This is a genomic window from Solwaraspora sp. WMMD1047 (assembly GCF_029626155.1).
In the GTDB taxonomy this organism is placed as follows: Bacteria; Actinomycetota; Actinomycetes; order Mycobacteriales; family Micromonosporaceae; genus WMMD1047.
The window spans coordinates 1665486-1680047 of the sequence record NZ_JARUBL010000001.1; the positions used below are offsets into that span (position 1 = coordinate 1665486).

Here is a 14562-nt window from a genome sequence, read left to right on the forward strand (position 1 = left end):
TCAGCGGCACCCCCGGCCGGTAGGCCAGGTGCAGATGCGACGGGGCGGCCAACACGGCCAGGTCGGCGCGGCCGCCGACCCGCAACACCCCGATGTCGTCGCGGCGCAGCGCCCGCGCCCCGCCGGCCGTCGCGGCCCAGACCGCCTCCGCCGGGGTCATCCCCATCTCGCGTACGGCCAGCGCGACGCAGAACGGCATCGACGACGTGTACGACGAGCCGGGATTGCAGTCGGTGGCCAGCGCCACCGTCACCCCCGCGTCGAGCAGCCGGCGGGCGTCCGGGTACGGCGACCGGGTCGAGAACTCGGCACCGGGCAGCAGCGTCGCCACCGTGCCGGCGACGCCGTCGCCGGAAGCGTTGGTCGCCGAGTCAGCCAGCGCTGCCACGTCCGCGTCGGACAGGTGGGTGCAGTGGTCCGCGCTGGCCGCGCCGAGTTCGACCGCCAGCCGCACCCCCGGGCCGGGGCCGAGCTGGTTGGCGTGCACCCGCACGCCGAGGCCGGCGGCCTGCCCGACGGTGAGGATGGCGCGGGCGTGGTCGGCGTCGAAGGCGCCCCGCTCGCAGAAAACGTCGATCCACCGGGCGTACGGCAGCGCGGCGCGCAGCATCGGCCCGCAGACCAGGCCGACGTAGTCGTCGGGGCGGTCGGCGTACTCGGCCGGGACGACGTGCGCGCCGAGGAAGGTGGTCTCGTCGGTGAACTCGCGGGCGATCCGCAGCGACCGGGCCTCGTCGGCGACCGTCAGGCCGTACCCGCTCTTGATCTCGATCGTGGTGGTGCCCTGCCGCAGCGCCTCGCCGTGCAGCCGGGCCACCGCGTCGCGCAGTTCGGCGTCCCCGGCGGCGCGGGTGGCGGCGACCGTGGTGCGGATGCCGCCGCCGGTGTACGGCGTCCCGGCCATCCGGGCGGCGAACTCGGCGGCGCGGTCCCCGGCGAAGACCAGGTGGGAGTGGCTGTCGACGAAGCCGGGCAGCACCGCCCGGCCGGCCACGTCGATCCGCCGGTCGGCGGCGGGCGCGTAGCGGGCCGGCCCGATCCAGGCGACCTCACCGGCCTCCACCAGCAGCGCCGCCTTGCGGCGGATGCCGAGCGGACTACCGTCGCCGGTCCCGGCCACGTTGGTGACCAACTCACCGATGTTGTCCAGCAACAGGCTGCCGAGGCTCATCGGCGTACCGCCCACCGGCCGCCGCTCGCCGGGTCATCGCTTGTCGGGCAACCGTTCGCCGGGCAACCGCTCATCGGATCACCGCTCATCGGTCACCGCCGCGATCGCCGCCCGCAGCTCGGCCGGCACGTCGATCGACAGGTGCCGCCCGGCGGTGACCACCGGCCGACCGTCGACAAGCACGTGGGTGACGTCGGCTGCGGTGGCTGCGAAGAGCGCGCCCGCCGGCGGGACGCCGGCGGTGCGGGCGCTGTCCAACGCGATGGTGACCAGGTCGGCCCGGTCGCCGGGGCGGATCGCGCCGGCGTCCGGCCAGCCCAGCGCCGCGTGCCCGGCGGCGGTGGCGGTCCGCAGCAGCTCGTCCGGGCGGAAGTGGCCGCGCCGGGTCGTGCGCAACCGTTCGTGCGACTCCACTGCGCGGGCCTCCTCGAACATGTCGATGATCGCGTGGCTGTCGGTGCCGAGGCTCAGCGGGCTGCCGGCGTCGGCCAGCGCCCGTGCCGGCCCGATCCCGTCGGCCAGTTCCCGTTCGGTGGTGGGGCAGAGGCAGACGCCGGTGCCGGTCCGGCCCAGCGCGGCCAGGTCGGCGCCGGTCAGGTGGGTGCCGTGGACCGCCGTCGTGGCCGGGCCGAGCACGCCCGCGCCGGCCAGCAACGCGGTCGGCGTTTTTCCGTGGTACGCCAGACAGGCGTCGTTCTCGGCGGGCTGCTCCGATAGGTGCAGGTGCAGGGGTGCGGACCGCTCGGCGGCCCAGCCGGCCACCTCGGCGAGCTGGTCGGCGGGGACCGCCCGCACGGAGTGGATGGCCGCACCGCGCCGGACCCGCCCGGCGGCCCATCCGGGCGCGGTACCCCGGCCGGGCGCCGCAGCCGGGTCGAGCGCCATCGCCGGGTGGAGCGTGGTGGCCCGGTCGAGTGCCGTGGCCCGGTTGGCCCAGCCGGCGGCGTCGCCGTCGCCGAATCGGAGCTGCGGCCCGGTCAGCGGCCGGCCGTCCACGGTGGCGGTCAGGTAGGCGGTGTCGAGCAGGGTGAGCCGGATGCCGGCCTGGGCGGCGGCCTCGATCAGCGCGACGCCCATCGCGTTCGGGTCGGCGTAGCGGGTGCCGCCCGGCGCGTGGTGCAGGTAGTGGAACTCGCCCACGCAGGTGATCCCGGCCAACGCCATCTCGGCGTAGGTGGCGCGGGCCAGCGCCAGGTAGCTGTCCGGGTCGAGCCGGTCGGCGACCGCGTACATCCGGTCCCGCCAGCTCCAGAAGTCGCCCGGCCCGCCCTGGGTACGCCCGCGCAGCGCCCGGTGGAAGGCGTGCGAGTGGGTGTTGGCCAGGCCGGGCAGGGTGAGGCCGGGCAGCCGGACGGCGTCCGGCGGCGGCGGGCTGACCCCGACGGTGACCGCGCCGAACCGGCCGTCCACGACCTCGATCAACAGGTCGGCGACCGGCTCGGCGGCACCCGCCGGCCAGCCGAACTCGGCGTGCCAGCGAGTCAGTCGCATGCCAGCGCCGTCAGCAGGTCGGTGAGCGCCTGCACGCCGGCCGCGCAGTCGGCGTCGGCGGCGGACTCGGCCGGCGAGTGGGAGACCCCGGTCGGGTTGCGGACGAAGAGCATCGCGGTGGGCAGGTGCGCCGCGAGGATCCCGGCGTCGTGGCCGGCGGCGGTCGGCAGCACCGGAACGTCGTCGCCGAGCGCCCGGCGTAGCCGGCCGACCAGGTCGGCGTCGAAATCGACGGCCGGGCTGGCCGACTCGGGGGTCAGGGTGACCGTGGTGCCGTCCCGGTCGGCCCGCTCGGCGACCTTACGGTGCACGGTCTCGACCAGTGCGTCGAGGACGTGGCGGTCGGCGGCCCGGGCGTCGAGCCAGCCGGCGACCCGGGACGGCACCGCGTTCGTGGCGTTCGGTTCGACCCGGACCCGGCCGACGGTGGCGTGCGCGCCGCGCAGCCGGGCCTCCTTGTTGACGGCCAGCACCGCGAACGCGAAGGTCAGCATCGGATCCCGCCGGTCGGCCATCCGGGTGGTGCCGGCGTGGTTGGCCTCGCCGGTCAGCTCCAGCCGCCACCGGCCGTGCGGCCAGATGCCGCTGCCGATCCCGATCGGGGCGGCCAGCTCGGCCAGCGCCCGGCCCTGCTCGACGTGCAACTCGACGAAGGCGGCCAGCCCGGCCAGCAGCTCGGGGCGGGCGCCGGCCGGCGGACCGCCGAGCGCGGCTTCGAAGGTGACGCCGTCCGGGTCGGTGAGAGCCGCCGCCCGCTCCGGCGCGATGTCACCGGTCAGCAGCCGCGACCCGAGGCACGGTACGCCGAACCGGGCGCCCTCCTCCTCGGCGAACGCGGCCACCCCGACCGGCCGGCGCGGCGGACCGCCCCGGTCGAGCAGGTCGGTGACGGCGAGCAGGGCGCTGACGATGCCGAGCGGCCCGTCGTAGCCACCGCCGTGCGGGACGGAGTCGAAGTGGCTGCCGAGCAGGAGCCCGCCCGCCGCGTCGCCGCTCCGGCCGGCGCGCTGGCCGTTGCCGCCAGCGTCCGGGCCCCACCAGGCGAAGAGGTTGCCGTTGCCGTCGGTTTCCAGCCGCCCGCCCATGCGCTGGACCCGGTCCCGGAACCACTCCTCCAGCCGCCGGACCGGCTCGCTGAAGCCGTACCGCAGGTAGCCGCCGCTGCCCGGGTCGCGGCCGACCGGCGCGATCTCGTCCCACGCGGCCCGGAACCCGGCGGCCGTGCCGCCCGTGTCGCCGCCGCCCGGCGCGCCACTCACGCTGCCTCCGTCGGGCTGGGCGTCTCGGTCGGGCTGGGCGCCTGCGCCGCGACCGCTGTCGGCGACACGCCCGGCGCCCGCATCGGGATCGGCAGGCCGGTGGCGGTGGCCACCTCGGCCGCCGCCGGATAGCCGGCGTCGACGTGTCGCAGCACCCCGGTCGCCGGGTCGTTGGTGAGCACCCGTTCGATCTTCTGGCCGGCCAGCGCGCTGCCGTCGGCGACGCAGACCTGCCCGGCGTGCAGCGACCGCCCGATGCCGACCCCGCCGCCGTGGTGGATCGACACCCAGGAGGCGCCGCTGGCGGTGTTGACGAGCGCGTTGAGCAGCGGCCAGTCGGCGATCGCGTCGGAGCCGTCGGCCATCGCCTCGGTCTCCCGGTACGGCGAGGCGACCGACCCGGCGTCCAGGTGGTCGCGGCCGATCACCACCGGGGCGGAGAGCTCACCCGAGGCGACCATCTCGTTGAACCGGACCCCGGCCCGGTCGCGTTCGCCGTAGCCGAGCCAGCAGATCCGCGCCGGCAGGCCCTGGAAGGTCAGCCGCTCGCCGGCCAGCCTGATCCACCGGGCCAGCGACTCGTTCTCGGGGAACAGCTCCAGGATGGCCCGGTCGGTGGCGGCGATGTCGGCCGGGTCGCCCGACAGCGCCGCCCACCGGAACGGACCCTTGCCGGCGCAGAACAACGGCCGGATGTACGCGGGCACGAAACCGGGGAAGTCGAATGCCCGCCGGTAGCCGCCGAGTTGCGCCTCGCCCCGGATCGAGTTGCCGTAGTCGAAGACCTCGGCGCCCGCGTCGAGGAAGCCGACCATCGCCTCGACGTGGCGGGCCATCGAGGCCCGCGCCCGCTCGGTGAACCCGGCCGGGTCGGCCGCCGCCAGCCCGGCCGCCTCGGCCAGCTCCACCCCCTCGGGCAGGTACGACAGCGGGTCGTGGGCGCTGGTCTGGTCAGTGACGATGTCGATCTCGACGCCCCGGCGCAGCAGCTCCGGCAGGACGGTGGCGGCGTTGCCGACCACCCCGACCGAGAGCGCCCGGCGGTCGCGGCGGGCGGCGGTGGCCAGCTCGACGGCGGCGTCCAGCGAGTCGGCCACCTGGTCGAGGTAACGGTCCCGGACCCGGCGGGCCAGCCGGCCGGGGTCCACGTCCACGATCAGGCAGGCGCCGCCGTTCATGGTGACCGCGAGCGGCTGGGCGCCGCCCATCCCGCCGCAGCCGGCGGTGAGCGTGAGGGTGCCGGCCAGGCTCGCGCCGCCGGCCGCGGCCGCGGCGAGGTCCGCCGAGGCCGTGCCCGCCGAGGCCGTGCCCGCCGTGGCCAGCTTCGCGGCGACCGCCGCGAACGTCTCGTAGGTGCCCTGCAGGATGCCCTGGGTGCCGATGTAGATCCAGGAGCCGGCGGTCATCTGCCCGTACATGGTCAGGCCGAGGTTCTCCAGCCGGCGGAACTCCGGCCAGGTGGCCCAGTCGCCGACCAGGTTCGAGTTGGCGATCAGCACCCGGGGCGCCCATTCGTGGGTGCGCAGCACCCCGACCGGCCGGCCGGACTGCACCAGCAGCGTCTCGTCGTCGGCCAGCTCCCGCAGCGTACGCACCAGGGCGTGGTAGGACGGCCAGTCCCGGGCCGCCCGGCCGGTGCCGCCGTAGACCACCAGGTCGCCGGGGCGCTCGGCCACCTCCGGGTCCAGGTTGTTCATCAGCATCCGCAGGGCGGCCTCCTGCGGCCAGCCCTTCGCGGTGCGGCTGCCGCCGCGCGCGGCGCGGACCTGCTCGTTCATCCGGGACACCTTCCGTTGCTAGCTGAGGAACACCTGCCGGCGGGTGGCGGAGCGTTCGAACTCCTCCAGCCGGCGCTGGGCGTCGGCCGGAGCGGCGTCGCAGATCGCCTGCAGCAGCACCATCGACAGCGCCATCGGGGCGGTGTGCAGGTCGAAGACGAGCTGGGCGCCGACGGCGGCGGGCAGCACGATGTCGGAGTATTCGGCGGCCGGGCTGACCGCCGAGTCGGTGATGGTGACCACGGTGAGCCCGGTGCCGGACTCGCGTACCTCCCGCAGCGCCTCCAGCGACTCGCGCGGATAGCGGGGCAGCACGATCGCCAGCAGCGCGGTCGCCCCGCCGGCCCGGGCCTGCTCCAACCGGTCGGCGAGCAGGCTGCCGCCGGTGTCGAGCACCCGCACGTCCGGGTGGATCTTGGCCGCGAAGTAGGCGAAGTACGCGGCCAGCGGCGCCGCCGCGCGCAGCCCGAGCACCGGCAGCGGACGGCTGGCGGCCAGCAGCGCCCCGGCGGCGGTGACCCGGTCCCGGTCGGCGAGCTGGTCGGCGAGCCGGTGCAGGTTCTCCACCTCGGCGCGTACCGCGCGTTGGGTCTCGTTCTGCGGCGGGCCGGTCAGGTGGCCGGGGGAGTCGGGCCCCGGTCCGCCGGCGGCGATGTCGCGGAGCCGGCGGCGCAGGGCCGGATAGCCGTCGTAGCCGAGGGCCATCGCGAACCGGGTCACCGACGGCTGGCTGACCTGAGCCAGCTCGGCGACCTCGGCGGCGGAGAGGTACGCGGCCGAGGCGGCATGCTGCACCAGGCTGTGCGCGATCCGGCGCTGGGTTGGCGTGAGCCGCACGCCGTGGAACAGTTCGAGCACGCGGTCCGTCGGCGGGGCCGCGATGACGCCGGTGTCATTCACGTAGTGACTCTATGCATGGCTTCATTCAGCTGGCAATGCCGCCGGACAGCTCGTCCGGGAACCGGCCCGGCGGGGCGCGTGGTAGAACCATCCGCGTGGATGGCACGAAGATTCGGCGCGCGATCGCCCGTACCCGCCTGGCTCCGGTGGCGGCATTTCCCCAACGACTGTTCAAGGTCGCCCGCTACGACGCGCGGGTGCTGAAGGTGTCGGCCCGCTGGCTGGTCACCTCCCGCGAACACCACAACTACACGTACCACCTGACCCGGCTCAGCCGCGAGCACCTGGCCTGGTTCGTCAGCGTGGTCTGCGCGGTGCCGGTCAAGCAGGTCCGGCAGTACCTGGCCGAGATCGAGGGCGACGACGAACTGCGCCGTCACATCGAGCAGGCGACCGCGGCCTCCGCCCGGCGCGGCCTGGCCGACCGGCAGGTCCGCTACGCCCGCCGGATCGGCTGGTACGCCATGGTCCGCGCGCTGCGCCCGGCGCACATCGTGGAGACCGGCGTGGACAAAGGGCTGGGCACCTGCGTGCTGGCCGCCGCCCTGCTGCGCAACGCCGCCGAGGGAGACCCGGGCCGGGTCACCTCGCTGGACATCAACCCGGAGGCCGGCTACCTGGCCAAGGCGCAGCCCTGGTCGGACGTGGTCGACCTGGTGATCGGCGACTCGATCTCGTCGATCAACGACCTGGACCGGCCGGTCGACATGTTCCTGCACGACAGCGACCACAGCGTCGGCCACGAGCAGCGCGAGTTCGAGGCGGTGGAGGCGAAGCTGGCGCCCGGGGCGGTGCTGCTCACCGACAACGTCACGGTGACGAACGTGCTCGCCGAGCACGCCGAACGGACCGACCGGCGGTTCCTCGCCTTCCGGGAGACCCCGGCCCGGCACTGGTTCCCCGGCGACGGGATCGGCGTCGCCTGGTAGCTGTGACATCCTGAGCCGATGCGGCTGGCGGCCATCCACACGTACCCGGTCAAGGGTTGTCACCGGCTCGACCACGACGGCGCGCGGGTCGAGCCCTGGGGCCTGCGCGGCGACCGGCGGTGGATGGTCGTCGACGAAGACGGGGTCGGCGTCACCCAGCGGGAGGTGCCGGCGCTGGCGCTGATCCGCCCCGAGCCGCGGCCCGACGGAGTGCTGCTGCGGGCGGCCGGCCGACCCGACCTGACGGTGCCGGAGCCGGCCGATGGCGACGCGCTGCCGGTGCGGGTGTTCCGCCACCACGCGCCGGCCGCCGCGCGGGTCGCCGACGCCGGGGCCGCCGAGTGGCTGACCGTGGCGCTGGACCGCAAGGTCCGGCTGGTCTGGCTGGGCGACCCGACCGCCCGGTCGGTGCCGGACACGACGTTCAGCGCGCCGGCCGACCGGGTCAGCTTCGCCGACGGGTTTCCGCTGCTGCTCGCCACCACCGCCTCGCTGGACGCGGTGAACGACGCGCTGCTGGCGTCGGGCAGCCACGAGGCGCCGCTGCCGATGGCCCGGTTCCGCCCGAACCTGGTGGTCAGCGGCTGCCGCCGGCCGTGGCAGGAGGAGGAGTGGACCGGCCGCCGGCTGCGGATCGGCGCGGCGGTGTTCCGGGTGGCCCGACCCAGCCCGCGCTGCGTGGTGACCACTGTGGATCAGGAGACCGCGGAGAAGGGGCGGGAGCCGCTGCGGGTGCTGGCCGCGATCCACGCCGTCGACCAGAAGCTGCTCTTCGGCCAGAACATCATTCCCGACGGCGTCACCGCCGGCGCGGAGATCACCATCGGGGACGAGGTTGCCTTAGCCGGAGATTAAGGACTGTTGCGCCTGGTGACGGGGGCGGGCAGCATGGGTCCACGTGACCGACACCAGCCCTGACGGCCCGACCGCCCGCCGGCACCGCCGGGCGCCCCGGCTGTCGCCGCGCTGGTTGGCCGCGACCGGGGTCGCCGTGCTGGCCGCCGTCGTCGGGGTCGCCCTCGCCGTGCAGTCCGGCGCACCGGCCTGCGCCGCCGGGCTGGCGGCACCGCCGGACGGCAGCACCCGGCAGGGCAAGGCCACCTTCTACGACTCCGGCGGCGCGGGCGGCAACTGCTCCTACCCGAGCGCCCCGGCCGACCGGATGTACGTCGCGCTCGGCCCCTCCGAGTACGCCGACGCGGCCGCCTGCGGCGGGTACCTCGACGTGACCGGTCCCAAGGGCAAGGTCCGGGTACTGGTGATGGACCGCTGCCCGGAGTGTCCCGCCGGGCACATCGACCTGTCGAAGGAGGCGTTCGCGAAGATCGCCGATCCGGTACAGGGGATCGTCCCGGTCAGCTACCGGGCGGTGGCGAACCCGTCCGGGGTCGGGCCGCTGACCTTCCGGATGAAGGACGGCACGTCGCAGTTCTGGTTCGCCGTCCTGGTCGGCGAGCACGGCAACGCCCTGCGTTCGGTGGAGGCGCGGTCGGGCGGTTCGGCCTGGCGGCCCGCCGACCGGCAGGACTACAACTACTGGGTCATCGACGGTGGGCTCGGCGCCGGGCCGTACAGCATCCGCGTCACCGACGTGCGCGGGCAGCGGGCCGTCGCCCAGGGCATCAAGCTGCTGCCCGAGCAGACCCAGCGCAGCACCGTGCGGATGTACGGCGGCGGGTCCGCGCCCGGTCGGGCCGCCGCGTCGCCCACCCGCCGGTCGCCCGGCCCGCCGACCCCGACCCCCGCCGGCAGCCCATCCGGTACGCCGACCGCCGCGGCTGGCGTACCCGTTGCTCCCGGGACCACCGCGGCGCCGGCGGCCGCGTCGGTGCCCGCCAGTTGCGACGGCTGACCCGGGTGGTCGGCCGTCGGGGTCAGGTGCTGGCGAACAGTGCTCCCCAGCCGGGCGCCTCGTCGGGGTCGCGGGCCCAGCCGGCGAGCAGGTTGGTGACGACCCGGTCGGAATCGTCGATGGTGGCCCGGGCCAGCTCCCGCAGCGCGTCCATCCCGGCCGCGGTCGGCCGCTCGACCGTGGCCTGCGCCTGCTCCGGGTCCAGCACCATTGCCCGGGCGATCGCGGTGGCGCCGCGCTTGCCGATCGCGGACGCCATCGACTCCAGGTGGCGCAGCGTGGTCAGGGCCGAGGCGGCGAACGAGTTCGCGGCCGACAGGCAGGCGGCGGCCGAACCGGCCGCGGCGCTGGCCGCCGCGGTGGCGATCTGGTGCGCGAAGGCGGCCAGGATCGTCGACACCACCGCGTAGGCGACGACCAGCAGGAACAGCATGGTTCCGACGCAGAGCAGGGTCACCCCCACCACCACCGCGACCACCTGCGATCTGACGCCTGGCCGGTCGGGTCCGGCGCTGCGCCGGGCGTCGTCGAGCCGGTCGTGCAGGTCGAGCCAGTTGACGCCGGCCTGGATGATCGCCAGCGGGTCACACTGGTGGAAGTAGACGATCTGGGCGACCGGCCACGCGGACGGGATCACCGCCGCGGCGACCGAGATCTCCACCATCGCCGTTCTCGCCGCGTCGGCGGCGGCGCTGCTCCGAGTCATCCCACTCCTCGATGGTTGTCCTCGGTTGATCCAGCGCCCCGGCACCCGGATTCGTTACGTGGCGGCGTCCGGGTCCTCGGCGGCACCCGCCAGCCGCGGCGTGGCGACACCGGATTGGTCCCGCCGGGCCGCCAGTTCGCCGGCCATGAACTGCGCCGCGGCGCGGTACGCGACCGCCAGGTGCGGGGAGACCGCGGCGTAGTTGCTCTCCTCGATCGCACCCGCCGCGGCCAGCGCCGCATCCGCCGCGTCGAGCGGGCTCGGCGCGGTCACCTCGTCGGCGGGCCGCCCAGCACTGTTCGACTCGGTCATGCCGTCCTTCCCATGGAACTGCCGGCCGGGCCTGCGGCGCCGGGCCGGGCCTGCGGTCAGAGACCGAACTGGCGCCGCATCCGCTCGAACATCAGGTTCGTGTCCCGCGCCCCGGAGTTGATGAGGTCGTTCAGGTGCCGCAGCTTCTGCTGGGCGGCGGCCGGGTCGTGCGGCAGGGCCAGCGGACCGCCGCCGCCGGTCTGCTCCCGGATCAGGTCGTCGGTCTGCCGGGCCAGGTCGGCCCGGGCGCCGCGGGCCGCCTCCTGGAGGCTGCCGGCGAGATCGGTGGCGCCCCGCCGCAGCGCCCGAGGGTCGATCTCGACCTCGTGGGTCGGGTCGTCGGCCGTGCAGGCGACCCGCACCATGCCGTCCGGACTCACCGCCCGGCCGACGAGTTCGGAGAGCTGGGAGTTGAGCCGCTCGGAGCGGTCGAACTGGTCCTGCATCTGCCGCAACAGCGAACTCAGGCTGGTGCCGGCGCCCGGGTTGGTGGGGTCTGACATGGTCCTCCTCAGTCCGCTTCAGGCCGCGGCCGGTAGAGCTCGCAATTGTCGCAGAGCCCGACGGGTGCGGTGGTCCGCGTTCCGGGCGGACCAGCTCCCGTACCGGGTGCTCCGACGGCGTCAGCCGGCCGGGACCGGCCGGGCCCGATCGGTGAGGAGCCGGACGGCGAGCGCGCCGAGCACCGATGCCATGAACCACTGCTGGATCCGCAACCAGCCGGGCCGGCCGGCGAGCCAGCCGGCGATCCGGCCGGCGGCGACGACGATCAGGCAGTTCACCGTGACGGCCACGACGATCTGGGTCAGGCCGAGCAGCAGGCCCTGACCGGCCACCGAGCCGCGGGCCGGGTCGATGAACTGGGGCAGCAGGGAGATGTAGAGCACCGCGATCTTCGGGTTGAGCAGGTTGGTGAGCAGGCCCATCAGGAACAACCGGCGGGGCGGGTCCGGGGGCAGCTGCCGGGCCACGAAGAGCGCGCCGTTGCGGGACCGCACCGCCTGCCAGGCCAGCCAGAGCAGATAGCCGGCGCCGGCCAGCCGGATCAGGTCGTAGAGCGGCGGCACCAGGGCGAACAGTGTGGTCAGCCCGGCCGCCGAGCCGACCAGGTAGACCAGGAACCCGGCCGCCACCCCGAGCAGGGAGACCAGGCCGGCGGTCCGGCCCTGGGCCAGGGTGCGGGAGATCAGGTAGATCATGTTCGGGCCGGGGGTGAGCACCAGGCCGAGCGCGACAAGCGCGATTCCCAGTGCAGCCGTGGCATCGACCATGACGACCTCCCCGTGGTTGACGACCGGCCCGACCGCACCGGTCCGGATCGAGCCTGGCCGGCCCGGTCCGCACCGGCCAGATCCAATCCGCCGGTCGCGGCCCCCCGGGTCACCGCGGGAAGTAGGTGTCGAGCAGCTCGTTGCGGAACTTGCCGGCCGGATCGAAGTGCCGCATCAGGTCGAGGAAGTCGCCGTGCCGGTCGTACCGGTCACGCAGTTCGGCGGCGGGCACCGCGAACACCTTGCCCCAGTGCGGGCGGGCGCCCAGCCCGGCCAGCTCCCGCTCGACGGCGGCCAGCACCGGCGCCACCGCCTCGGGGTCCTTCACCCAGGTGAAGTGGATCGCCACGCTGTCCCGGCCGTAGCTCGGGCTCAGCCACAGGTCGTCGGCGGCGACGGTCCGGATCTCGGAGATCTGCAGGACCGGGGCGACCAGGTGCCGGACCCGGTCCACTGCGTCCAGCGCCTCGGTCATCCGGGTCCGGGGGAGCAGATACTCGGACTGCAGCTCCTCTCCGCTGCTCGGGGTGAACTCGAGCCGGAAATGGGGCAGCCGGGCGTACCAGGGGCCGGGTTCGCCGAGCTGCCCGGTGCAGTTCTCGGCGGACATCCCGGGCACCGGGTGCAGCGGGCGGTCGGCGAGCGTCGCGCCGAACCAGCGCGGCGTCGGTTGCCACGGCCCGGGGTCGTCCACCCGCCGCTTGATCCACACCTGGTTGAACCGCGGCCCGGTCCAGTCGGTGAAGAGGCTGACGCTGTGCCCGGCGCCGAACACCTCGGCCTGGTGCGCGTCGAGCTCGGCGCGCGGCAGGTCCTGGTAGACGTACTGCCGCAGGTCGAAGGCCGGCACCAGATCGAGGGTGAGGTCGACGACCACGCCGAGCGCCCCCAGCGCGACGACCGACCCGGGGAATCGGTCGGGGTCGGCCCGCCGGTCGAGGGTGACCAGGTCGCCGTCCGCGGTGACCAGCCGGAGCGCCGAGACCGAGGTGGCCAGGCCGCCGTTGCGGTCGCCGGAGCCGTGGGTGCCGGTGGCGCAGGCACCGGCGACCGAGATGTGCGGCAGCGAGGCGAGGTTGGGCAGCGCCCAGCCGGCGGCGTGCAGCCGGGCCACCAGGTCGCCGTAGCGGAGCCCGGCCGGGACCCGCACCCGCGGGCCGGCCGGGTCGAACCGGAGGTCCGCCGGCAGCCCGGCGACCGAGACCTGGTCGCCGGTGGTGTCGGCCAGCCGGTTGAAGGAGTGCCCGGTGCCGAGCGTGCGCAGCCGGGACCGGCCCGCCACCAGTTTTCGCAGCTCGTCGAGGGTGTCCGGGCGGTGCAGCCGGCCGGCGCGGAAGGTCACGTTGCCGGCCCAGTTGGTGCGCGTCTCGGTCATGGGTGTCCTTCCGGGGCATCGGTGGCGGCGGGGTGCAGGTCGGTGGCCAGTCCGGCCAGTACCAGGTCCAGGCCCTGTCGAAACTCGTCGGCGGGGTCGATCCGGGCGGCCGCCCGGGCGGTTTCGGCCAGCATCGGGAACTCGTGCCGGGGCAGCCGGGCGAGCGCGGCGGTGCCGGCTCCGGAGAGCGAGCCGAGCTGGTCGGACTGCAGGGCGCCGACGACGTACGCCAGCAGGGTGCGGAAGGCGATCGCCCGGCGCTCCCCGGCGAGGCCGGCGCCGGCCAGCAGGGACATCATCGCCTCGCCCCAGCGGACCGTGCTGACGCAGACGTTTCGGTGGGCGAGCATCAGCGGAATCACCGCCGGGTGGTCGCTCAGCGCGTCCCGGATCCGCCGGCAGAGCGCGGCGAGCCGCCGGTCCCACCGGTCGGTGGGTGGTGTCGCCAGATTGACCGGGGTGAGGACGTGGTCGACGACGAGCCGTTCCAGTTCGGCGCGGTCGTCGAGGTAGCGGTAGAGCGACATGGTGCCCACGCCCAGCTCACCGGCGACCGCGCGCATCGACAGCGCGGTCGACCCGTGCCGGTCGAGGACCGCCAGGGCGGCCGCCGCGATGGCGCCTGAGGTCAGGGAGCGGGGACGTGGCATGGCCCTGACAGCGTACGGGGTTGACAGCGTACGGCGTACGCGTACCGTCACCGGGCAGGAGTGCGCCATGCGCCAACTGGGGTGGGCGACATGCCGACGATGCGACAGCCCGGTAGCCGGGGTAAGCCGACCGGTAGCCGCCGTGAGCCGGCGCTGAGCCGGCTGTGATCGTGCTGCCGAGTCTGGTGTCGACGCCGCTGGACAGTTCGGTCCGGGGCGCGACGGGTGACCGTCGGACACTGGAGGAGTTGGCATGGACAGGATCAATCGAGGACGGGTCGCGCGGGTCGGCGCGGCGCTGGCCGGCGCCGCGCTGCTGGTCGGTCAGCTCGCGTTCGGCGCCGCGCCGGCTCAGGCCGCACCCGCCGGAGTCAACTGCGTCGGCGACCTGACCGGACGGGCGGGGCTGGTCTGCTTCGACACCCTCACCGAGGCGGTGCGTACGGCGACCGCCGGCCGGTTCGCCGACGCGCCCCGCACCGGCGCGGAGGCGGTCAAGGACCCGGCGTTCGCCGCGGGCGTGGCCGCCGCGAACGCCGACGGCCGGGCGGCACTGGCCGCCCGGATCGTCATCAGCATCGAGTACGACCTGGCCAACCACGACGAGACCGACGGCACCCTGATCTGGTACGGCGACAAGGAGTGCAGCAACCGCACCACCGACGTCGACTACTCGATCGCGAACTACAACGTCTCCGCACCCGCCTGGGTGAACCGCATCACCTCGTTCCAGACGTTCGGCAACTGCTGGACGAAGCACTACGAGAACACCAACTTCGGTGGTGCGTCGGTCGGTTTCCAGGGCAGCCGCAACCACATCGGCGCGGCGATGGACAACCGGACCAGCTCGGAGCAGTGGTCCTGACCG

14 protein-coding genes and 1 pseudogene are annotated in these 14562 nt (G+C 74.8%); 4 read left to right on the plus strand and 11 right to left on the minus strand.

Going from position 1 to position 14562, the window contains the following annotated elements; genetic code table 11:
• Positions 1–31 precede the first annotated feature (31 nt).
• The 5 genes and pseudogenes from hutI to O7627_RS07805 form a co-directional block, all read right to left on the minus strand.
• A pseudogene (hutI, locus tag O7627_RS07785) lies at positions 32–1171 on the minus strand (imidazolonepropionase); the annotation flags it as partial.
• Positions 1172–1249: 78 nt separating this feature from the next.
• Entirely contained in the window at positions 1250–2656 is a 1407-nt protein-coding gene (hutF, locus tag O7627_RS07790; protein ID WP_278098200.1) for a formimidoylglutamate deiminase, read from the minus strand.
• Entirely contained in the window at positions 2653–3921 is a 1269-nt protein-coding gene (locus O7627_RS07795) for an allantoate amidohydrolase (protein WP_278092823.1), read from the minus strand. Before O7627_RS07795 ends, hutF begins: the two co-directional genes overlap by 4 nt.
• Complete coding sequence (gene hutU, locus O7627_RS07800) at positions 3918–5699, minus strand: urocanate hydratase (RefSeq protein ID WP_278092824.1); 1782 nt, start codon at positions 5697–5699, stop codon at positions 3918–3920. The genes O7627_RS07795 and hutU overlap by 4 nt, the downstream gene beginning before the upstream one ends.
• An 18-nt stretch (positions 5700–5717) precedes the next feature.
• Positions 5718–6599: a MurR/RpiR family transcriptional regulator gene (locus O7627_RS07805; protein WP_278092825.1), complete on the minus strand. Its 882-nt coding sequence runs from the start codon at positions 6597–6599 to the stop codon at positions 5718–5720.
• Positions 6600–6694: 95 nt separating this feature from the next.
• Here O7627_RS07805 and O7627_RS07810 point away from each other — a divergent pair, with 95 nt between their 5' ends.
• The 3 genes from O7627_RS07810 to O7627_RS07820 are packed head-to-tail and all read left to right on the plus strand — an operon-like array spanning position 6695 to position 9380.
• Positions 6695–7528 carry a class I SAM-dependent methyltransferase gene (locus tag O7627_RS07810; RefSeq protein ID WP_278092826.1) on the plus strand — a complete coding sequence of 278 codons (834 nt, stop codon included), beginning with the start codon at positions 6695–6697 and terminating at the stop codon, positions 7526–7528.
• Positions 7529–7546: 18 nt separating this feature from the next.
• Positions 7547–8383, plus strand: coding sequence for an MOSC N-terminal beta barrel domain-containing protein (locus O7627_RS07815; protein WP_278092827.1), 837 nt, complete (start codon positions 7547–7549; stop codon positions 8381–8383).
• Between the two features lie 43 nt (positions 8384–8426).
• Positions 8427–9380 (plus strand): expansin EXLX1 family cellulose-binding protein, encoded by a 954-nt coding sequence (locus tag O7627_RS07820; RefSeq protein WP_278092828.1) that lies wholly within the window; start codon positions 8427–8429, stop codon positions 9378–9380.
• Positions 9381–9402: 22 nt separating this feature from the next.
• Here the strand turns inward: O7627_RS07820 and O7627_RS07825 are convergent, their stop codons facing one another.
• From O7627_RS07825 to O7627_RS07850, 6 genes are all read right to left on the minus strand, one after another.
• The gene (locus O7627_RS07825) at positions 9403–10086 is read right to left on the minus strand and encodes a hypothetical protein (RefSeq protein WP_278092829.1); all 684 of its coding nucleotides are present in this window, start codon (positions 10084–10086) and stop codon (positions 9403–9405) included.
• 54 nt (positions 10087–10140) lie between these two features.
• Positions 10141–10398, minus strand: a complete 258-nt coding sequence (locus tag O7627_RS07830; protein WP_278092830.1) for a hypothetical protein — start codon at positions 10396–10398, stop codon at positions 10141–10143.
• A gap of 56 nt (positions 10399–10454) precedes the next feature.
• Positions 10455–10901: a YbaB/EbfC family nucleoid-associated protein gene (locus O7627_RS07835; RefSeq protein WP_278092831.1), complete on the minus strand. Its 447-nt coding sequence runs from the start codon at positions 10899–10901 to the stop codon at positions 10455–10457.
• Positions 10902–11021: 120 nt separating this feature from the next.
• Positions 11022–11669, minus strand: a complete 648-nt coding sequence (locus tag O7627_RS07840) for a LysE family translocator (protein WP_278092832.1) — start codon at positions 11667–11669, stop codon at positions 11022–11024.
• A 109-nt stretch (positions 11670–11778) separates the two neighbouring features.
• On the minus strand, positions 11779–13044 hold the full coding sequence (locus O7627_RS07845) for a D-arabinono-1,4-lactone oxidase (RefSeq protein WP_278092833.1): 1266 nt from the start codon (positions 13042–13044) through the stop codon (positions 11779–11781).
• Complete coding sequence (locus tag O7627_RS07850; RefSeq protein WP_278092834.1) at positions 13041–13694, minus strand: TetR/AcrR family transcriptional regulator C-terminal domain-containing protein; 654 nt, start codon at positions 13692–13694, stop codon at positions 13041–13043. Before O7627_RS07850 ends, O7627_RS07845 begins: the two co-directional genes overlap by 4 nt.
• Before the next feature lie 253 nt (positions 13695–13947).
• On the opposite strand from O7627_RS07850, the gene O7627_RS07855 reads away from it, so the two are divergent.
• Positions 13948–14559, plus strand: coding sequence for a hypothetical protein (locus O7627_RS07855; RefSeq protein WP_278092835.1), 612 nt, complete (start codon positions 13948–13950; stop codon positions 14557–14559).
• Positions 14560–14562: the final 3 nt, after the last annotated feature.